Below are 20,947 nucleotides of genomic sequence, written 5' to 3' on the forward strand. Positions count from 1 at the left end.
AGTATGGGATTAAAACTTTATCCATCAGCTTTAAAAAAACAGGTAAAATCTATCGCTGATAGTTTGAAAGATGATAATGAAAACTTAGTTTGTATCTTGGAGGTAATTGGCCATTTTACAGGAAACCCAAATTTAAAAAGCGAAGCTTGGGATAGTATGAAAGCACATATGGATGATCATGAAACTGTTATTCAGGGATTAATTTGTGCAAACGATATTGTCATTCAAAATAGCGAAACTCTTTGCGTATCTATTGGAGAAGAAAATATAGATGAGGATGAGTTAAATGCACAAATAGTAAGCCTTAAAAATTTAAATAATAGTTTTGAAACTATAACTAAAAATTTAGAATTATGCTTGAATAATGCAATTTTATCAGGAACAGAAAGTTTTAATTATTTTAATTCTATTTCATATTATGAATCTTGTATCCAGGCAAACATACTTAAAATTAATGAGTTGACAGGAAAAATTGAAAAGTTGTATCAAATTGAAGGACAAACAAATTCATTATATTCGGAAAGCAAAGGTTTGTATGAAGCAGTTGAATCAGGTCTTTTGTCTATTCAAACTGCATGGAATGCAAGCACTGGTCAATTTGATGTGTCTAAAATTAATAAAAAATGGCGGAATGTAATCAGAAACGAATGGAAGGAAAGGAAAGAAAATATAGAAAATAAGTATGTAACGCCAAGCATCATAACAGAACTTTTAACAATGAGTTCACTGAATATTGACACATCTAGTACACTGTGGACGACGATTAAAGCTTTAGCAACAAAATGTGATTTAGTAAGAGAGGGTGACTATATCATTGTAAAAGGTACAGTTGGCTTGAGGAAGGATATTGAGGTGTTAAAAGATATTAAAGGCACTAGATATAAAATTAATAGTCCGGCGTATTTTAATGCTCATCTAAATCAATTTTTGCCGAAAAATGAAAGAAATTTTTCAAAAATAATATCAAAAACTACGTCTAATTTGCGGGAAAATGGATTTCCAACGCTAAAAGGAACTGGATTTTTAAAGGAAACTTTTACATTTCAAGAAAAAGACATACTGGGTAATGCAGGACGTGCAGTGGGATACCTTTCTGTTATTAGTAATATTGGGGAGGAAATGTATGATAATTATTTAGAAGGTGAAACAGAAGTTAGTGAATATATATCTGACGCAGTTGTAGAAGGTGTAGCAGGCATTGGGAGTATGGCTGTTAGTGCAGGATGTGCGAAAGTTGGAGCAGCACTTGGAACGGCTATTCCGATTCCGGTGGTTGGTACAGTAGTTGGTGCAGTAGCTGGTTTTGGGATAGGATATATAGGAGCTAAAGTTTATGATAGTATAGTTACAGAGGATTTAAAAGAAATGGCTAGCGAATTTGTGGAAGAAGGTGCAGAATATATAAAAGATTGTGTTGGTGGGTTTTTCTCAAAAGTAGGTGAGGCAATAGGTACATGGTAAAAAAATGAAAAAGGAGAATTAAAAAATGAAAAAATATAAACCATTGGGTAGCGTAGTATTATTAAAAAATGGAACAAAAAGAGTTATGATTTATGGAAGAAAACAAATTTTAGCTTCTACAGGTGAATTATTTGATTATGTGGCCTGCCTTTATCCAGAAGGAAATATAGGCGCGGAATATACATTCCTTTTTAATGATGACGATATTGAAGAGGTTATTTTTGAAGGATACAGCGATAAAGAAGACTTAGAATTTATTAAAAAGTTTGGAGAAGAAAATGATTAAAAGAATATGGACATTTAAAAGAATTATATTAGCAATAATTATATTTATGTGTACTATAATTTTCGCAATCTCATTGCAAAAAAGTATTATGGGAACAGATAAATTACAAAGAGATTTTAGAGTCGCATTTTTTTTCATTGTTGTGCTTATTTGTTTCCTTTACCTTTTATATAAACTATTAATACCTAAAAGTTTTAGGTGTATGACAGTAGTAAAAAAATATTTATCTTTCAGAGAATTGAAAAATCGAATTAATAATGAATCGTTTTCAAAAGTCGTTATTGACGAGAAGAAATCTGGAAAGATTGAAATATATTATTCCTCTAAATGGATTTATGCTGATGAAGTTTATATACCAAGAAAATTAGTTTTGGATTTGATAGAAGAACGCAAATCTTTATATTCATCATTTGAAAAATTATCAATAGCAACAAAAAATGGAGAAAATATTGTATTTGCCATGATTGATATTGAAGAAGCAGAAAAAATCATAAATTCTTTGCAAGAAATTTTTGAAGAGTTTACATTGGATTTTAATAATATGAGAAAAATTCAAAATAGAATTTTAAGAAAAGAAATAAAGCAAGAATTTTATAAACGGGTTATAAATAAAGAAGACTTTTTGAAAGAAAGCGGTTTATAGAACATGTTAAAATAGGAGGTTTGTGTTTATGATGACAATGAATGAAAAGGACAAAAATGAAATGTTAGGAGCAATTTTAGCTGAAGGAGAAACTTATCAATGCAAATTATGGGGAACTATTATGGCTGATGCGAAGACATATGCAGCTATTGGTGGGATATCACTTATTGCTGGAAGTGGAGCAGCGGCCTTAGGTGCTTTAAGTAATGCTTATTGCTATTTGGGTATGACAGAAAATAATATCAATTTTGTAATTGTGGACTCAGTAAATGTAAGCAAAATTAAAAACAGCATATCTATTCCGAAAAGCAGTATTACAAAAGCAGAAGTGAAAGGTGGACTTCTTCCGGGAAGGAAAGTAGTTTTACTTCATTTTGGAAAAACAAAAATGAAAATTTCATTGATGAATAATGCGATTGGATCAGATATACAGAATCAAAAAGAGAATGTAGAGAAATTTTGTCAGGCGGTAGCTCTTATATAATAAAAAAGAAACTTGAAGGTGAGGAAGGTTATGGAAGATACAGTAATAAAAGAAGTTATTAAAAAATCAGAACTTGCAGCAAAAGATGCATATGAATATCAATGGATTACCTATCCGGAATATGGCTTTTTACAGTCACATATAGAGGAAAAGACAGAAGAATTAGAAATTACGTATGATTTAGAAAACCGAAGATCGTTCACGGAGATTCGAAAAGAAGACCTTCCTGATATCCTTTTAGTTTTAGACGATATTGGAAATCTTAAAAAATACATAGAAAAATATTCTTTTTCTTTGCAGCCCCAAAATCTGTTTTACGATCTTCATGGAAGTGTGAAAGCGAAAAGCAGAGATGTTCTGTCTGCAAGTACAGAGCAGGAGGAACAGTTCTTAAATGCCTATAAAGCGGTTATCGGATTTGCTTTGCAGAATAAATATACATTTGAAGATTATTTGCAGGGAGGTATGCAGCTTTTAGGGAAAGAAGGAGTGTTAGGACAGGTACAGTCAGGAACATCAGTAGAGGACATACAAAAGATACTTTGTGAAGAATATGAACGAATTAAGAAAGACCGGAGAGAGAAGAAAGTTCTGATACCAAAAAACAAAGTGACAACATTAAAAATAACAGCAGCAATTCTAGGCGCTGTATTGTTGGGAACAGTTGGATACATAGGCTATGACCGTATAGTAAAAGAACCTTATCAAAGAGCCGTTATAGAGCTTAGTGATGCCTATGTGCAGTCAGATTATGTTGCATGTATAGACTGTATGAGAAATGTCAAGGTACAGAAGATGACGTCTCCACAGAAATTTATGCTTGCGAATGCATATGTCCGTAGTGAAAACCTTACACAAGAGCAAAAAGATAATATTTTAGCTAAAATGACATTGAATGATACGGAGTCGAAATTAGATTACTGGATTTATCTGGGAAGAAGCGATACAGAACAGGCTGCTGATATTGCACTACGACTTTCGGATGATCAATTACTTTTATATGCATATATGAAAGAAAAAGCAATAACAGAAGAAAATACAGAATTAACAGGTGCAGAAAAATCCGATAAGCTGAATGAAATTACAAAGAAAATGGAACCCTTGATGGAAAAATATGAAACGGAAGCTACAAACAATTATGAAGGTACAGCTACAGGGGATACTGAGGGGGATGGAGAATGAAAATGGAAACAGGAAGAATAAGATTATTTCGTCCCGATTACTTTACGATAGGTTCAAGGAAAGCAGATATCGTTTTTCCACAGTGTAAGGTCGATATTATTGTAAAAGGGAAAGAAATTTCCATTCATAAAGAAACGGAAGATGTTTTGCTTATCAATGATAAGGTGATACAGCAAGACAAGATATTTCTGGAAAATGGAGATGTTTTAACAATTGGAGATATTTCTGTCATTTTAGTGGAAAATGCAATTCTTATAGAAGGGAATATTGCTGAAATACATACACAGCTTCCTGTTATAAAAGATTCCAGAGTTCCCTTTGAAGGTTTTCCGAAGTATAAACGTTCTCCAAGAATTATCAAAAGAGTACAGGAAGAAAAAATTCAATTAGAGAAGCCAAAAGAATTGATGGATCGTAAAAAAGGCGGACTTGTTCAGCTAATATTGCCACCTGTGATTATGATTTGCATTACCATTGCAATTAGTGTGATTATGAAGCGTGGATTATTTGTAGTGATGGCGGTTGCCGGTACGGGGATGTCTTTAGTTGTTTCCATTATGCGTTTTTTCAGTGATAAGAAAGAATTAAAAGAAAACAAAATTCTGAGAGAAAAAACCTATAAGCAGTATCTATTGCGGAAACGAAAAGAAATCTATCATGCCTATTGTAAAGAAAAAGAAGCCTATGAATATAATTATCCGTCTGTATCTGAAATCCGGAATATGATTGAAGAATACAGCCCTAGAATTTATGAGCGAAATTATAATGACGAAGATTTTCTAAAAGTATCATTGGGAGTAGAAAAAACACATCCACAGCTTCAAATTCAGCTGAAACTTGATGAATTAAAAACGAAACCAGATATATTGGAAGATGAGGCAAAAGCGATTCAAAAAGAATTTTCTGTCATTGAAAAACCGGTAGTTATCGATTTGAAAAAGGCTCATCTTGGCCTGGTAGGAGAAAAAAGTGTAATACATGAGCAAATAAAGGCACTCATTTGCCAGCTCACGTTCTTTCACAGTTATCATGATTTGGAAATTATTGCAATCTATGATGAAGCTTATCAGGAAGATTTCCAGTGGATGCGCTGGTATCCGCATTTTAAAATCCATACGGTAAACAGCGTTGCAATGATCAATTCAGAAAACAAAAGAGATCAGATTTTAGGAAGTCTATATCAGATTTTAAAAGACAGGAAGCAAAAAGAAGAGGAAAGCAAAAAAGAGAGTACTTTTCTACCACACTTTCTCTTTCTGATTGATGAGCCAAAATGGATTATGGATCATTCCATCATGGAGTATTTGGAAAAGGAAGGGTATAATTTAGGATTTTCTATCATTTATACCTCTCATTTAAGGGCAAATCTGCCAGAAAATATAGGAACTATTGCAATGCTGAAAAACTCAGAAGATGGACTTCTGCTGATTGATGAACGGGAAGAAAAGCAGGAAAAGTTCAGGCTTCATAATATGCAGGAAATTCCTTTAGAGTGGCTTGGAAGAAATCTGGGTGTGCTAGAACACATGCAGGGGATTAGTGCACAGATACCGAACAGTATTACTTTCTTCCAAATGTATCAGGTGGAACGACCATCACAACTTCGGATTGAAGAAAGATGGAGAAAAAATAATTCTTCAAAATCATTGGCAGTACCGCTTGGTGCAAGAGCAGCCGGAGATTATGTGTATTTGAATCTTCATGAGAAAGCTCATGGACCGCATGGTCTGGTTGCAGGTACAACAGGTTCCGGAAAATCAGAAATCTTACAATCGTATATTCTTTCACTTGCTGTAAATTTCAATCCTTATGAGGTTGCCTTCCTTTTGATTGACTATAAGGGAGGCGGTATGTCTAAGATGTTTACAGCCCTTCCACATTTATTGGGGACGATTACGAACTTGGATGGTTCCCAGAGTATGCGTGCGTTGGCATCTATCAAAAGTGAACTAGCAAGAAGACAAAGTATCTTTAATCAATATGATGTGAACCATATCAATAACTATAATAAGTTATTTAAAAATGGAGAGGCAGAAGAACCTCTTCCACATTTATTCCTGATCAGTGATGAATTCGCTGAATTAAAAAAGGAACAGCCGGAATTCATGTCAGAGCTGGTATCTGCTGCCCGTATTGGACGAAGCCTTGGTGTACACTTGATTTTGGCAACTCAGAAACCTACAGGTGTAGTAGATGATCAGATTTGGTCAAACTCAAAATTTAAGTTGGCACTTAAAGTACAGAACGAAGCAGACAGTAAAGAAATTTTAAAAACGGCAGATGCAGCAAACATTACGCTGCCTGGACGTGCCTATCTGCAAGTGGGTAATAATGAAATCTATGAATTGTTCCAATCTGCGTGGAGTGGAGCTGCTTATAATGAAGAAGAACAGAAAGAAAAAGTCGATGACCGGGTTTATGTACTCAATGAAATCGGACAAGGGGAATTGGTAAATCAAGATTTAAGTGATACGAAAGAAAACAACAAAGTAGTAAAAACGCAGTTGGACGCAGTAGTACGCTATATTCACGAGTATTATGAAACACAAGATGTAAAAGAGGTGAAAAAACCTTGGCTTCCACCACTACCGGAACAACTTGTAAGCCCACAGGAACTGATTCGTGCAACCCCAAAAGAATTGAACATGAAAATTGCTATGGGACTCATTGATATTCCGGAAAAACAGGAACAGATTCCATATGATGTTGATTTTATCAAAGATGGGAATTTGCTGTATATTGCTTCAGCAGGATATGGGAAAACCGTCTTTTTGACAACTGCGGTTTTGTCCTTGGCTATGCAGAATAGCGTGCAGGATTTGAATTTTTATATTTTGGATTTCGGAAACAGTGGTCTGATGCCATTAAACAAACTTTCTCATGTGGCAGATTATATTGTATTTGATGACTCGGAAAGATTCCAGAAGTTAATGGGGATTTTGCAGAAAGAAATCAGAGAGAGAAAGAAAAAACTGGCAGATGAAGTAGTACAGAATTTTGAAGTTTACAATCAGGTTTCTGCAGAGAAAATGAAAGCAATTGTTCTTGTGATTGACAATTTTGATGTAGTAAAAGAACTTGGATATGAGGCTGAAGAATTTTTCCAAAAGATTTCCCGTGATGGTTATGGACTTGGGATTTTTGTAATTGCAACTGCTACCAGAAGCAATAGTATGAAATATTCTACCTACAACAATTTTAAAAACAAAGTGGCGGGATATCTGTTTGATGAGTCAGATGTAAATTTAATTGTTGGAAGAAGCACTTATAAACAATCAGAAACAAAAGGACGAGCTCTTTTGAAATATGACAATATGATAAGTGTAATGCAGCTTTACAGCATGGTCAAGTTTGAAACAGAATTGGAATATAAGGATAAAATTAAAGAATTGATACAGAATATTGATGCTCTGTATCCAGGTGAACAAGCTCCAAGAATTCCGGTTCTTCCAGAAAACTTGTTCTTTGCAGATATGAAAGAATATCCTCATACAGAGCAGGATATTTATGTTGGACTCGAAAAAGAAGCTGTGTGTGCCTGCGGATTCCAGCTTGGAAATACACCATTTACGATTCTTGGTGAAGCAGCAAGAGGTAAGACAAACGTATTGAAGGTCATTCTCGATCAGATGCTAGGAAAAGGAAAAATCTATCTGGTAGATTCCAAAGCTATGGAACTTTATTCCTATAAAACATCAGAAAAAGTTGTTTATATAGAAAATCAGGCAATGGTGCCACTGCTCATAGATGCACTCAAGGCAGAGATCACAGAAAGAAATCAAAAAGTCAAGGAATCATTAGAAATGGATCCGACGTTAAATCCAAAGGAAATCTGCCGGGAATTGCAGCCGTTTAGCTTGATTGTAGACGATTGGGATAATTTTGTGGAATTGACCAAAACACAGGCGATAACTTTGGCTCCTATTCTGAATGAGGCAGCAGGTGTTGGTATCAGTATCATTTTGACTGCACATTCCGGAAAGATGAAAGGATTTGACGAAGTGACGAAATTTGCGAAAAACACAACAGAAGGTTTACTTCTTGGAAATCAGGGAACAACAGCAATATTCCCGATTAATTCAGCCAAGGAACTTCCACAGTTTAAAGATGGTTTATTGTTCCATAATGGAGCTTATGTTAAAGTGCGGGTTCCAAAATATTAGGGGGAATTTTATGGATATTAAAAACAATTGTCAAATAGTTTTAGAGATTGCACAGGGGATCAAAAGTGCAGCGAGAGAGTTACAATTATCATCTGTGTCGTGCCAAGCTGGCACGACACAGGTAGACATGGAATGTAGTCAATCCTATGAAAACGGGAAAACGACCTTAGCTGATTATCATATATTTATGGAAGAATTAGGAGAAAACATTAAAGAAATTGGTGTCGATTTAGAAGATGCAGATAAAAACTTACTTCAAAAATAAAGATGGAGATAGAATTAATGGTGAAAGAGGATTTTCATATAAATCAAAAAGAATGGCAAGAAATAGAAGAATATGAGAATGAATATAGAAAAAATGTGAAAAAACAGGAGGACACAGAAGCGGAAATAAAACAACTGCTTCTTCTATCTAAAAGTTCCATGGAAATATTGTATCAGCAATGGGGAGAGTGTCAGGAAATTTATAAATTGCAAGATGCTGTCCAAGAATTTGAAAAGCAAGCTATGCGTGAATGCCAGCGTGAAGAAGAAGCATTAGAGGAACAATATAGAAAATTGAAAGCAATGGAAGAAGAAATTGGCAATTTTTTTGAAAGAAATCACTAAGAAAAATTGGTAAGCGGAGGTGTAAATATGGGAGTAATCATTTATCCGTGTAAAATACAAGATAAATTATCAAAAATGAATTCGGAATTAGAAGCATTAATGGGGAAAATAGTTACTGCATCACGGGTCATGGAGAAAATACATACAGAGGAACTAAGTGGTATTGCATGGGGAAATACGAAAGATTACATTGCTTCCGTACATCAACCGATTTTACAATCTTATCGGTTATGGGGTGAATATCAAAAAGAGGGGAATGACGGATATCAGAATGCAGGAAGTATGCTTCCGCAAGTGTCAGAATTAAATCAAGATATTTTAAATAATGAATTAGAACAATGGCAGGCACAACGTCAAAGGTTATACGATTTTCCTCTGGGATCTGTGTTAAATTTCTGGGGAATCCGTTTGTGCGACCAAATGATAGAAGAAATTCAACAAAAATTAGAAGCGATTGATGAATTTTTAAATACAACACAAGATTTATATGTTGCTGCTGAAGGTGTAATGGGAATTTTGCAACAAACGAAAATGAACATGGCGAAAATTTCTTATAATTCAGAAACCAAATGTTATGAATTAAATGGTATAGATCCTGAATGGTTCAAGTACATACAAGCTTATTCTAAATATCGGAAAAAACTAGACAAAATTCAAGAGATTTATGATAAGTTAAATCCATTTGGAGAAAATGGGGAAATAGACTGGGAAAAAGCGGATTGGAATTTATGGGTAGGATTATTAAATAAAGTGCACATGGAAGATTTGGAAAAATTCAATCTATCTGAAGAAGAAATAATTGCTGTCACAATGATATTAGACGAGCTTCAAGGGAATATATGGGAGTTTATAGGAGAGGCAGAGAAACGTGGTGCCAAAGTTGTTTCTTTTCTACCTTTTGGAAAAGCGGTTATTAGTATTTTACAGCACGGAGGAGAAAAAGCAATTCAGATACTTAGTAAACCGGAACTAGAATCAAAACTCTGGAATTTTATTAATGAAAATGGAGAGATCACAAGGCTTTTAGGATTTGATTATATAGGAACTGAAAAAGATTATTATATTACCCAAAAAGGATCGCTACAATCTAAATTTGGCTTTATGGATTTTTACGATGAAGCTGGAGCACTTTTAGGTATGGATCTTGATGATGAAATTGTTACTTTTCAGTATGGAAATCGGGAATATCGTATAGAATTATGGAAGGGAAACTATGGATTTGGTAATGCTTTTGGCGGGGAATTTGGAATTTATTATAGAGATATATCGGATGCTTTGGCAAATCCATATGCAGAAGATAGTCAACAAAGTCGATATACGTTGTATCATTGCTTAAATGACGAAGAACAGTTTCGAACAGTGCAACTTATATATGATAAAAATGATGATGACAAGCCTCTCCTAGAAAATGATACAAGTATATATTCAGAAAACAACGGTGAACACTTTTGGAATCTTTCAATAAAAACTGAAAAAGCATATACGAAAGAAGAATTGTATTCGGTACATAGGTTCTATATTGAAGACGAAGGAATGCTAGAAGCAGCGACCGATGCGTTTAAAGAAAAAGGAATTTATTGCACTATAGAAGAGAATAATGGAGAAAAGTATTTAGAAATTATATGGGAGGGGTAATTGTGTGGAAAAAAACTATATTTTTAATAATTGTATTAATTTTATCAGTAATAACGTTAGGAGGATGTAAAATGAAAGGGTTTAACAATCAAAAAGAAGCTGAGGAATTTATTTTACAGAATTTAGAGGATAAATATGGAGAAAACTTTGACATAACTAAAGTAAAAAAATATAAGGAAGAGAAGATAGGAATTAATTGGATACAAGCAGAAGCAAAGGCAGAAAATCAAGATGATATTTTTCAGGTATATGCAAGAAATACCGGGCTTTTTAAAGATTCCTACCATATTACTTTTTTTAAAGAAAAATTATATAACATGATTGAACCGTTATGCCAAGAAAAAAAATATATTAAAAAGTATGAAATTGATATTTCAGGAAATTTGTCAGAAACAAAATGGACAGGAAAAGAAGATATAGATGAATATATAAAAAAAGAAGAATACACTATAGAGCCTATGATTTATCTGGAGAATAATCAAACAGATGAACAATATGCAGAGATAATTTCAGACTGGTTAATGACTCTATCAAAATTGGAATGCAGTATGCGAGTACTTGTAAAGATAGAAGATTTAAACATAGTAATATTTGATGAAGAATTTGAAAGTGGAGAAAAAAATATGAATGAATATACAGAGGAGTTGCTAAAAGAGGAAATCAATAATACTCGTAAAAATAGTAATACAATAAAAGAGTATAAAAAATGGAAACAAGAAAATAAAAAATAAAATTGTTTTAACATAATTTGGAAGCAGGAGGAAAGTATTGATGAAAGAAGAAAAGTTTTTACCATTAGGTTCTGTAATTCTTGTAAAAGGAAGTGTAAAAAAGCTCATTCTAATTGGAAGAGGTGTTGTAGCAATTCTCAAGGGAGAGCAAAAATATTTTGATTATGTTGCTTGTACTTATCCAGAAGGATTGATTGGGGAAAACGTGTTGTATCTAAACCATGAGGACATTGAAGAAGTAATTCAAAAAGGTTTTCAAGATGAAGATGATTTCCGAATGCAGAAAAGTTTAAAAGAACATTTGGATGGATTATTAAAAATAGAAAATGAGTCATAAAACTTTTGCTTTCTGGATAGGGAGAAGGTGTGATGCATGGCAAATAAAAATCAAGCTGCTATTTCATCCGCAGAATATGAAATTACTCAAGCAAACTATAGGATTTCAGAGTGCCAAAATGAAATTCAGGGATTAGAAAAGAAAATTGAGCGTTTAGAAGATGCAAAACAGAAACTGCAGACTTATAAACTGAATATAGAAACGGAGAAATTTGACATTACGCAAAAACTTTCATGCAGCAGTTGGAAAGGATCTAATAAAGAAGAATATGAAGGGATTGCTGAGGAACAGCTTAAACCATGTTATCAAACATATTATGATGAAACCGATCGAGCCGTAGATGCGATTATGGATGAAATCACAAGATTGGAAAATCAGATTTATGATCAAGAAGGCGTGATTGGCTGGCTAAAAAGTCAGATTAACTCTTTGGGGAATTATATTGAAACATTGCTTAATTAAGTAAAGGGGGACTGTCAATGATTGAATTAAATAAATTAACTTATAATTCGAATGTGGCAGCGTTATCTGTGGCCAGCCAAGGTATTAAAAAAAGTAAAGAACAGCCGGAAATTACAGGAAATATGAAAACGTTGGAAGCATTTTTAGAAACCTATCAGACTTTATCGGAACTGTTTGGAAGTTATAAAACTTTATTACAGGAAGATGTGGGAAAACTACGGGATGTCAGTACCTGTATGACTTATGCAGAACAATCTTTAATAAAACCATGACATTTAGCGGTTGCAAAATACAGAATTTGAAAAGAAGCACCCAAGGAGGAGGTGTGTTATGGGATACCATGTGAAAATTGAAGAGTTGTTGGAAGTACAAAATCAGATGATTAGTCAGTTAAGCGAATGGGGGACACAATTAGAGTCCGTTTATCAGGCATTAGAAACGATTGTAGTAACACCCTGTATCCAAGGGGAAACTGGGAGAAGCATACAAAATTATATACAAGAAGTACATATTCCTGTGATTAGATCACTGCAGCAGCTATTAACTGAGTTTCAGGTACGACTTTCAGTATATGCAGAGGGATATTATGGAATTGATTCTTCTTATGCGGCTGAAATTCCACAGGAAATATTGGAGGAACAACAGCAAGCATTGGAGAAGGGACGGGAAGATTTTGAAAATTTACGAGAAGAAATCAATAGTGTTATTTCCAATGTTAGTGATATTGTTTCAGTTGTACAGCCTTCAGGTTTATCTTTAGTACTTTCTTATCAGCTGATGGAAAGTCGTGTTAAAACTTTAAACAGTGACATTGGTGATTATGAGGAAACGCATCAAAATGACACACAGAATATGGACTCTATGATGGAGTCTATAAGGTCTATTTTGATAGCAAGAACAGGAAGCTCTGCTGTATCAGTAACCAATTATCAGGCTGGTCTATTGCAATGCTGCCGGCATATCAAAGGCTGCAGATGGGCTATGAAGCAAGTGGAAATTTTGTAGCCCAGAACATGGCTCAGTACGAAGCCGCAATGAAAAAGTTTGAAGATAAAATGAACGATAAACTTTCTGATGACAGGAAAGCGGAAGGATTAAAACAGCTTCTTGCAGGAATTGTATCCGCAACAGTGGGAACAGCATTAATCTTAGCAACTGCGGGAACAGCTGCTCCTATTGTGTTTTTTAGTGCAACTGTTGTGGGAGGGACATCTACCTTATATGGATTATCGAACGCAACAGAAGGAATGAATAATATATCTCTCGGTTTTTCTGGGGATGGATTTACAATGGCAGAAAATCCTATTCGTGATACACTGTTTGCAGGAAATCCGGAATTATATTATACTATAGGAAATGCCAGTACTATGATCTCAGCAATGGCATTGCCGCTGAGTGGCATCCTAAAAGGAACAACAGGTGCTGCGAAATTTAAAACTATCGCCGTAGATGGTGGAAGGATATTGATTGGTAATGTAGCAGAAGATAAGGCTTATGATGTAATCTACCAAAGTACAGATAGCCGTATATTGGCAATGCTGGGAAGCAATGTGGTAGAAGGAGTTTTGTCAGGAAACCCAGCGAATAGCTCAGTATCGGAAATTGGAGATGTGGCGAGAAAGGTGGATATTGAAGAACTAAGCCATACAACGATATTCAAGAACTCCGATGACATTGCCTTAGGTGAAAAAGTTTTAAGTAATGTAGAAGTGAATAAGCTAGATGATGTTGCAGAAGTTGTAGAGAGTGGCAGTAAAGCTGATGTATTAGCACAAAATAGGGCAAATGGAAGAGTTTTTGAACAACAAGAATTTGCTAAATTTAGTTCTAAAAATAACAATGCAGTTGAGCAGATTACCGTTAAAACATCTTCTGGTGTTAGAACAAGAGTTGATGCAATTGGATTGGATGCAAATGGAAATGTTGTAATAAATGAATTTAAATCATCTTTGGCAGCACCGTTAACAAATAATCAAAAAATAGCATTTCCAGAGATTTTTGAAAGTGGGGCAACTGTTGTTGGAAAAGGAAAAGGCATATTCACAGGTGGATACCAAATTCCGTCAGGTACAAAAGTAACAATAATTCGACCAGAGTAGGAGGCATTATGTCGGTAGTTGATAATAAAACGATAGATGGTGTTGCATTAACTAATGATAAGAATGGGATAATTTTATTGATAGCTGACCATTTAGATTGGAGTGATGAATATCAGCATCTGATGATGTTGCAAAGAAAGATTAATGTATATATTACCTTTCTTGAAGAGAAGCAATATGAAGAAATCTACAAAGGAGAAGAAATAGTATATGGAGTTATAGAGATTCATTTCTTATATAATTTAACCGTTAATGCAGAAAAATTTTTACAATCAGTTCAAAATCAAGTTGCTGAACTGGGTATAAAGATACAATATTGTGTTTCACAGGAGGAAACAGATGAAATTAGATAAAAATCAGCAAAAGCAATTAATTAGTGCGATATACGTCTCCTCGGATAGCAGAGGATACAAAGCAAAGGCAAACACCATTTACAGGGTAATAGATAAGGCGTTTATCCATTGCGATTTCCTTATTATAAATTCGCAGAAATTAATTTATAGAATTTATATAAAAAATTATGATTATGACGATATTTTTTGGAAGATTATGCAAATGCAATCTAATAGTAAAAAAAATGATTCGCTAAGGGCATGTGGTGCTTTTAAGGCTCCTTCGGTTTTGTTGAAAAAGGGGGAAGTAGACCTTGCGGAGAAATATGAGGAACAAGCAGAATATCTTGTTGGATTGGTGGAAAAATGTAGTCGTAATTTCATGGAAAAGTATGATGTTGATGAGTATATTATCAATTATGAAAATGGTATGGATAAGGAAATACTAAAGTGTTTAGCGTATATTCATATGAATAAAACTGAGGAGGCTATAAAAGTAGCACAAGATTCAGTTAATAATGGTAATAGAGGAAATTATGAGAATGAAGGGAAAGCTTTTTTTGACTGGATATTAATGCTTCAATAAGTATTTAATTATGTCTCCACATAAGGACACGCCAACCTCCCGTTCCCTTTACCCAACTGTCTTTACTAACAGCTTTCGTCTTGCCCTTACGAAGTAATGGCAATAGCGAAAGGTGTTATAAAGACACTCTTAGGGCGAAAATTTGCCTCTGGGTACATATAAGGAGAATGAAAACTTCATATTGAGTTCCAAAACGCTGATATAAACGTACTTCTTTCAAAACAATTTTTTATTGCGAAAGAGGTGCGTTTTTTAGTAAGTGCTTAGTTTCGGGATAGATATAAAAAAAGAAATCCTAGCATCTACGACTAGATGCTAGGAAAACAAGCATTTTACTCCATTTATTTACACAGTTCCTGAACGTGTTCGTTCCATGGACCGTGATACACTGTTTGCAGGAAATCCGGAATTATATTATACTATAGGAAATGCCAGTACTATAATTTCTGTAATGGCATTACCGATGAGTGGCATCTTAAAAGGAGCAACAGGTGCTGCAAAATTTAAAGCTATCGCCGTAGATGGTGGAAGGATATTGATTGGTAATGTAGCAGAGGATAAAGTTTATGATGTAATCTATCAAAGTACAGATAGCCGTATATTGGCAATGTTGGAAGCAATATGGTAGAAGGAGTTCTATCAGGAAATCCAGTGAATAGTTCGGTATCGGAAGTCGGGGATGTAGATAACTTGATAACTTTGCAGAGAAAAGCCGTTGATGGGGTAAGTAACCCTAAAATAGATTATAATTTAATTAAAGATTATGTGAGAGACATTGAATCAAGAACAAGAATTAAATTACCTAAAAATCAAGTTGAAGAATTAAAAAATGCATTAAGAAATAAGGAATACTCAAAATTAACGCCAAAAGAAACTGCAAAGCATAGAAATGAATTTAATAAAATTAAGAGTAATTTAATTGAAGAGTGGGAACGCAATACAGGACAAAAATGGCCAACATACACAGAAGATGTGATTTCTCCTAACACAGGAAAGGTTGTTAGAAAAGCTGGGGATAAGTATGATGCACATCATGTGATTGAAAATTCATTCGGAGGAGAAAATGAGTGGTGGAATATACATCCAGCAAAATTCCCTAATGAGCATCAATCAGGAATACATGGAGCTGGTTCTCCAGCAAATAAATTATTTAAAGGAGGTAACAAGTAGTGAAATTTGAATTTTTAAAATACCATAATGGAAGTGAATTTTATCCAGTTAAAGTAGAAGAGATAAATGAATTGGAAAAAAAGCTAAACTTAACTGTTCCAAGAGAGTTAAAGGATTTATTATTAGAGATTGGATATGGATTTATCAAGGGGTCGGAAAATAATGTAAATCGTATTATGGATACTGATTCAATAAGAGATTTTAGATTAAGAAAAGGTGATTTTGAATTTTATCCTGATATTGAGATATATGATGAGTATGAAGAGGGTAAATTAATATTTTTTGAAGGTAGTGAATCAGCATTAATATCAATAGAATTGACAGATGATAATTCAAGCAATATCTTTTATTATGATGTTAAGATTGCAGACTCATTAGAAGAATTTTTAATAAAAATTCAGGAAGATGATAATTATTATTTAGACATGCTAGATTAAAACTTAATGCATAATAAATGGTGATTTAACTGTATAAAAAATAATACTAGAAGAGCAACATCAAGTATTGGAGAATGGAAGGGCGGACTTTGAGAATTTACGGGAAGAAATCAATAGTGTCATTTCCAATGTTAGTGACATTGTTTCAGTTGTACAGCCTTCAGGTTTATCTTTAGTACTTTCTTATCAGTTGATGGAAAGTCGTGTTAAAACTTTAAACGGCGACATTGGTGATTATGAGCAAACGCATCAAAACGACACACAGAATATGGACTCTATGATGGAGTCTATAAGGTCTATTTTGATGGCAAGAACAGGAGGCTCTGCTATATCAGTAACCAATTATCAGGCCGGTTCTATTGCAATGCTGCCATCATATCAAAGGCTGCAGATGGGCTATGAAGCAAGTAGTGATTCTAAAAGATATAAATTTATTAAAAGCTTTGAAAAACAATATGAAGTAATAGGAATGAAAAGAGAAGAAATAGAAACATTACTTGGAAATCCTAATAAAACGGAAACAAAAAAGGGTACAAAAGAAATAGAAGTATATGAATACAGAATAGAAGACAATCTATTGTTGGGTGGAAAGTATATAGAATTAATTTAAAAAAAGATATTGTTACAAAGGTAGAAATTTTGACAGAAGATTGGTAATACAATAAATTCCTTTGCACACCTATAAGAAAAATAGCAAGGGAAGAGGTAAACTTACGAAGGAGAGAGTAGATATGAGTTCCAGTTATCATGTGAGGACAGAGGAATTATATCGGGCGCTGGAGACAATATCTGGTCAGATAGAAGAGTGGCAGGATCAGCTTACCCAGGTACAGCAGGCAGTGGAAACCACAAAGATGACCATGTCTGTACAAGGAGAAACAGGAGACAGTATAAGGAGTTACTTGACGGAGGTACAGGTGCCAGTCATCAAAGGAATCCGGCAGGTATTGGAGGAATATGTGATGCGGCTAGCGGGGTATATTATCGGATATCAGGGCATTGATACCCAGATGGATGCGGAGTTATGTCAGTCATCCCTCGAAGACCAGTACGAGAAACTTTTGAGCAATCAAGGGAACTTCCAGAAAGTGGTAGAAAGTGTGAATTCTGCGATTGCAGGCATCAATGATATAGCATCTGTGACCAAGCCGGATGGAAGCACAGCTGATTCTTCTTATAGTGGGTTGATAATGTATGTACAGAACCTGAATCAGCAGATCGGAGAGTATGAGGAGACTCATAAGAATGATTGTCAGCCAGTCAACGAGATGATACAAACTATTCAGAGTATTATAGCGTCCAGAACAGGTATTGACACGAGTGCATCCACGTATGTGCCGGGAAGTTATGTCCTAAATCCAGCTTATAGCAAGCTGAAACAGCAGATGGAGACGAGTAATAAGTATACGAAGGAAGATATTGAGAATGTGCCAATTCTACAGGAAGTGTCGATGGAGATAGACCTAAGTGAATTGGATGATATTCTAGAAAAACTAGGAATTGTAACCGACAATCCGGTATATGATGCAATTAAATCTGCGGCAATTGGCCATAAAGATATTTCGTTATTAGTAAACGGCGTTACATTTATAGTGGATGACACTGGGAAGGTACATCTGAGTGGTAAGATTATGGACGGAATTAAGGATGCTAATGGAACGATACATAAGTGGGATGAGCAGGGAATAGGAAAGGTATTAAAGGAATTAGGAGTTGAGATAGGAACAGAAGGCTTCAATAAAAGCAGCTTGAAAAATTGGAGTATGGATGGTATTGCAATAAAAAATTTGCAAATAGACACACCAAATCAAACTATAGATAGGATTAAGGCACTGGCAGAAACAGGGGGAAGCAGAGCGGCAATGACTAGTAAAATGGCTCGGGGAGTCTTTAGAGAAGGAATATCTATTTGGGATGATTTTAGCCCAGAGGTATATAAAAAAGTAAGCAAGATAGGGAAAGCGGGACATGTTTTAGGCGCAATTGGAACACTAGTTACCGTGGGTAGTAATGTATCAGAGAATATGATAGATGATTATGGAAATCTAAATATTACGCCGGACTCAGTACAGGACACAATATCAGATTCAGCAGTAGATATTGTGTCCGGTGCAGGAGCAATGGCGGCAGGAATGGCTATTGGAACGGCTGCTTTTCCAGGAGTAGGAACAGTTGCGGGAGCTGTTATCGGTTTTGTAATAGGTGGGGCAATTAACGGTATAGCAAATTTGGATGTGAAAGATATGGATGGAGATGGGGAAAAAGACAGTCTAGTAGATATTACAAAACTGGGAGTAGATAGTTTTTGCGACCGGGTAGGAAATTTATTAGGATTATAGAAAAAGAAGAGAAGGAGAGTTACAGTGAAAAGAAAAGCAGGAGCGATATTAGTAATTGTAGGAATGCAGTTGTTTATAATTGGTGCAATATGTTCGCAAGAGGTTTATATACGTATAGGATTAAATAATCAATATATACTGGTAAAAATATTGTTATTGACATTCGGAATCATGTTCATGGTAATTGGCGATGCCTTTTATAGAGTACTGTATAGACCATATGCGGATCGTGCTTTAATCAAAGAAAAGTATGGAAAACAAAAGAACATTATATTACAAATAGAGTGGAAAAGGCGATATCCATTAAAGAAATTTGTTGTTTTTCTATTATGGAATATCTGTTTGTTTACAGTATTGATAAGTACGATACTTTATTTTTCTGAGCAAGAATCAATTTCTCAGATATTGTTTGGCTACATCATTTTTATAATAACTACAATTGGTACATTTTCACCCATGAGGAAGTATGTAAGTCCCAGATATCATTGCCTTCCTTATGTTGGAGATATGCTTAGCAAAGCGGAACTAAACAAGATGTTGGTGGATGAAGATTTTCAAGGAGTAGAGGAATTTAAAGAAATGTCCATCTATCCATACGTAAAAGAAAGTAGAAATTGGTTCTGGATTGGTGGGTTGTTGTTACACAAGAAGATGGTGGTGGCAATTGATTTCGGATTGAGGACAGCCCCTAATCATATGCATTCACGAATTAAATTGATGTATGTGGACGGAGGGATTGGAGAAATCATTTTGTCTGACCTATATTATGAAAGAAGCACAGAACTATATGCGTATTTATGGAAAAGGGCAGGGATTTTAGGGGGCAACGCTGCGGGAATCCCGTGGCATGAAAAAAATACGGAAATAGCGAGAAAATATCTTAACAACAGTAAGTTTGGCAAAATGAATTTTTATGAGAGAATGAAACATGTAGACGAAATCAGGATGTTGTTGATGGAGAAATTTGGCGATGAAGAGGATAAAACAAGATATAAAATTAGTAAAGAAAAAAATGACAACTGAAGGCGGAGTATAAGGGGAGAAAGAGTCAGAGGAGAGAAAGAAAATGTCAGCTTATAATGCAATGGAGATGGCGCAGATTAAGAACCAGATTGCGCAGTATGAAGCTAATAGAGCAGCGGCAGAAAGTATCATTAACGATGCAAATGAGAAGATTGAGCGCCTGAGACCGGTAAAAAAGATATTAGAAGATAACAAGGTCGAAGTAAATACTCAGAGAAACACTGCGAAGACTGTACACAGGACTGATATCGTGGAATGGCAGGGAAGTACCAAAACAGAATTTACAAGTTCTGTAGATGCGGGATTAGTAGAAGGTTATAATCTGTATTATAGTGAATTGGATAGTGCATTAGATGCAGTCAATGATGCAATTACTAGATACGAGAACGAAAAGTATGAGCAGAACGGAATTATTGGACAGATACAGATTGTGATTAACAATTTGGAAAATTGGCTGGATACACTCGGATATTAATAGGAGGGATGAAGATGTCGGAACATATCGCAATAGAATCATCAGAAATTAGGGCACAGTTGGGTGACCTATCAAATGCGGCCAGTGCATTGAATGGACAGGGAAGGAATGTGGAAGTAACGGGAAGAGTGCCATCAATGGCTGCTTTCCTAGAGACTTATGATAAGATGTTACAACTAATCTTAGATTACAAGAATCTTCTTTCAAAGGATGCATCTAATATCAACACTTCGATTACAATAATTCAGCAGAGAGAAGAAGAAGTGGCACGGAGCATTCAATAGTGGAAAGTAGAAACAAACAATACAAAAAGGCATAGAATTGATGAATTTTATTAAGAAGATGTAGATATGCGGAAAAATAATTGTTGCGACTATAATCCCACTATTTGTGCGAAAGAATTGTAAATGAGTATGTTTAAAATGAAAAAATTTACGATTGAATGCAGAGTTAAAAGTTTGTAATGTAGGACAAGAACCGACATTACTTCCAA

At 34.7% G+C, this 20,947-nt stretch carries 25 protein-coding genes; all 25 read left to right on the forward strand.

Translation table 11 applies throughout. The annotated features are described in order from the left end of the window. Nucleotides 1-3 precede the first annotated feature (3 nt). The 25 genes from AC6I5B_RS08680 (at nucleotide 4) to AC6I5B_RS08800 (ending at nucleotide 20,738) form a co-directional block, all read left to right on the forward strand. Nucleotides 4-1,461 (forward strand): T7SS effector LXG polymorphic toxin, encoded by a 1,458-nt coding sequence (locus tag AC6I5B_RS08680; protein WP_497773740.1) that lies wholly within the window; start codon nucleotides 4-6, stop codon nucleotides 1,459-1,461. 25 nt (nucleotides 1,462-1,486) lie between these two features. Then, nucleotides 1,487-1,747, forward strand: a complete 261-nt coding sequence (locus tag AC6I5B_RS08685) for a DUF4176 domain-containing protein (RefSeq protein ID WP_004612709.1) — start codon at nucleotides 1,487-1,489, stop codon at nucleotides 1,745-1,747. Next, entirely contained in the window at nucleotides 1,740-2,390 is a 651-nt protein-coding gene (locus tag AC6I5B_RS08690) for a hypothetical protein (RefSeq protein ID WP_004612708.1), read from the forward strand. Before AC6I5B_RS08685 ends, AC6I5B_RS08690 begins: the two co-directional genes overlap by 8 nt. A 28-nt stretch (nucleotides 2,391-2,418) precedes the next feature. After that, a complete protein-coding gene (locus tag AC6I5B_RS08695; protein ID WP_004612707.1) occupies nucleotides 2,419-2,874 on the forward strand; it encodes a hypothetical protein in 456 nt (151 codons plus the stop codon). A 30-nt stretch (nucleotides 2,875-2,904) separates the two neighbouring features. Continuing rightward, a complete protein-coding gene (locus AC6I5B_RS08700; RefSeq protein ID WP_004612706.1) occupies nucleotides 2,905-4,056 on the forward strand; it encodes a type VII secretion protein EssB/YukC in 1,152 nt (383 codons plus the stop codon). Next, nucleotides 4,053-8,219 carry a type VII secretion protein EssC gene (gene essC / locus AC6I5B_RS08705; RefSeq protein ID WP_071144186.1) on the forward strand — a complete coding sequence of 1,389 codons (4,167 nt, stop codon included), beginning with the start codon at nucleotides 4,053-4,055 and terminating at the stop codon, nucleotides 8,217-8,219. Before AC6I5B_RS08700 ends, essC begins: the two co-directional genes overlap by 4 nt. 10 nt (nucleotides 8,220-8,229) lie before the next feature. Next, nucleotides 8,230-8,484, forward strand: coding sequence for a hypothetical protein (locus tag AC6I5B_RS08710; RefSeq protein ID WP_044987176.1), 255 nt, complete (start codon nucleotides 8,230-8,232; stop codon nucleotides 8,482-8,484). A gap of 17 nt (nucleotides 8,485-8,501) precedes the next feature. Continuing rightward, the gene (locus AC6I5B_RS08715) at nucleotides 8,502-8,828 is read left to right on the forward strand and encodes a hypothetical protein (protein ID WP_044987174.1); all 327 of its coding nucleotides are present in this window, start codon (nucleotides 8,502-8,504) and stop codon (nucleotides 8,826-8,828) included. Nucleotides 8,829-8,855: 27 nt separating this feature from the next. Then, a complete protein-coding gene (locus AC6I5B_RS08720) occupies nucleotides 8,856-10,463 on the forward strand; it encodes a DUF4474 domain-containing protein (protein WP_004612700.1) in 1,608 nt (535 codons plus the stop codon). 71 nt (nucleotides 10,464-10,534) lie between these two features. Further along, nucleotides 10,535-11,194 carry a hypothetical protein gene (locus AC6I5B_RS08725; protein ID WP_044987171.1) on the forward strand — a complete coding sequence of 220 codons (660 nt, stop codon included), beginning with the start codon at nucleotides 10,535-10,537 and terminating at the stop codon, nucleotides 11,192-11,194. A 40-nt stretch (nucleotides 11,195-11,234) separates the two neighbouring features. Then, nucleotides 11,235-11,531, forward strand: coding sequence for a DUF4176 domain-containing protein (locus AC6I5B_RS08730; RefSeq protein ID WP_004612698.1), 297 nt, complete (start codon nucleotides 11,235-11,237; stop codon nucleotides 11,529-11,531). Nucleotides 11,532-11,567: 36 nt separating this feature from the next. Beyond that, a complete protein-coding gene (locus tag AC6I5B_RS08735; RefSeq protein WP_497773741.1) occupies nucleotides 11,568-11,993 on the forward strand; it encodes a DUF5082 domain-containing protein in 426 nt (141 codons plus the stop codon). A 17-nt stretch (nucleotides 11,994-12,010) separates the two neighbouring features. Next, nucleotides 12,011-12,265, forward strand: a complete 255-nt coding sequence (locus tag AC6I5B_RS08740; RefSeq protein WP_497773742.1) for a hypothetical protein — start codon at nucleotides 12,011-12,013, stop codon at nucleotides 12,263-12,265. 58 nt (nucleotides 12,266-12,323) lie between these two features. Continuing rightward, nucleotides 12,324-12,998: an LXG domain-containing protein gene (locus AC6I5B_RS08745; RefSeq protein WP_497773743.1), complete on the forward strand. Its 675-nt coding sequence runs from the start codon at nucleotides 12,324-12,326 to the stop codon at nucleotides 12,996-12,998. A 29-nt stretch (nucleotides 12,999-13,027) separates the two neighbouring features. Then, a complete protein-coding gene (locus AC6I5B_RS08750) occupies nucleotides 13,028-14,092 on the forward strand; it encodes a hypothetical protein (protein ID WP_497773744.1) in 1,065 nt (354 codons plus the stop codon). An 8-nt stretch (nucleotides 14,093-14,100) separates the two neighbouring features. Continuing rightward, the gene (locus tag AC6I5B_RS08755) at nucleotides 14,101-14,445 is read left to right on the forward strand and encodes a DUF6572 domain-containing protein (protein WP_004612676.1); all 345 of its coding nucleotides are present in this window, start codon (nucleotides 14,101-14,103) and stop codon (nucleotides 14,443-14,445) included. Further along, entirely contained in the window at nucleotides 14,432-15,010 is a 579-nt protein-coding gene (locus AC6I5B_RS08760) for a hypothetical protein (RefSeq protein WP_004612675.1), read from the forward strand. Before AC6I5B_RS08755 ends, AC6I5B_RS08760 begins: the two co-directional genes overlap by 14 nt. Nucleotides 15,011-15,383: 373 nt before the next feature. Further along, a complete protein-coding gene (locus tag AC6I5B_RS08765) occupies nucleotides 15,384-15,638 on the forward strand; it encodes a hypothetical protein (protein WP_004612674.1) in 255 nt (84 codons plus the stop codon). Next, nucleotides 15,632-16,180 (forward strand): HNH endonuclease signature motif containing protein, encoded by a 549-nt coding sequence (locus AC6I5B_RS08770; RefSeq protein ID WP_004612673.1) that lies wholly within the window; start codon nucleotides 15,632-15,634, stop codon nucleotides 16,178-16,180. The genes AC6I5B_RS08765 and AC6I5B_RS08770 overlap by 7 nt, the downstream gene beginning before the upstream one ends. After that, nucleotides 16,180-16,617 (forward strand): SMI1/KNR4 family protein, encoded by a 438-nt coding sequence (locus AC6I5B_RS08775; protein ID WP_004612672.1) that lies wholly within the window; start codon nucleotides 16,180-16,182, stop codon nucleotides 16,615-16,617. Before AC6I5B_RS08770 ends, AC6I5B_RS08775 begins: the two co-directional genes overlap by 1 nt. Before the next feature lie 67 nt (nucleotides 16,618-16,684). Then, on the forward strand, nucleotides 16,685-17,227 hold the full coding sequence (locus AC6I5B_RS08780) for an LXG domain-containing protein (RefSeq protein WP_004612671.1): 543 nt from the start codon (nucleotides 16,685-16,687) through the stop codon (nucleotides 17,225-17,227). Nucleotides 17,228-17,348: 121 nt separating this feature from the next. Beyond that, the gene (locus AC6I5B_RS08785) at nucleotides 17,349-18,956 is read left to right on the forward strand and encodes a T7SS effector LXG polymorphic toxin (RefSeq protein ID WP_044987161.1); all 1,608 of its coding nucleotides are present in this window, start codon (nucleotides 17,349-17,351) and stop codon (nucleotides 18,954-18,956) included. Between the two features lie 24 nt (nucleotides 18,957-18,980). Beyond that, entirely contained in the window at nucleotides 18,981-19,979 is a 999-nt protein-coding gene (locus tag AC6I5B_RS08790; RefSeq protein WP_004612669.1) for a hypothetical protein, read from the forward strand. Between the two features lie 43 nt (nucleotides 19,980-20,022). Continuing rightward, nucleotides 20,023-20,454, forward strand: a complete 432-nt coding sequence (locus tag AC6I5B_RS08795; RefSeq protein ID WP_004612668.1) for a YwqH-like family protein — start codon at nucleotides 20,023-20,025, stop codon at nucleotides 20,452-20,454. A 14-nt stretch (nucleotides 20,455-20,468) separates the two neighbouring features. Beyond that, entirely contained in the window at nucleotides 20,469-20,738 is a 270-nt protein-coding gene (locus AC6I5B_RS08800) for a DUF5344 family protein (RefSeq protein WP_044987159.1), read from the forward strand. Nucleotides 20,739-20,947 lie beyond the last annotated feature (209 nt).

This window comes from Faecalimonas nexilis, assembly GCF_059731825.1.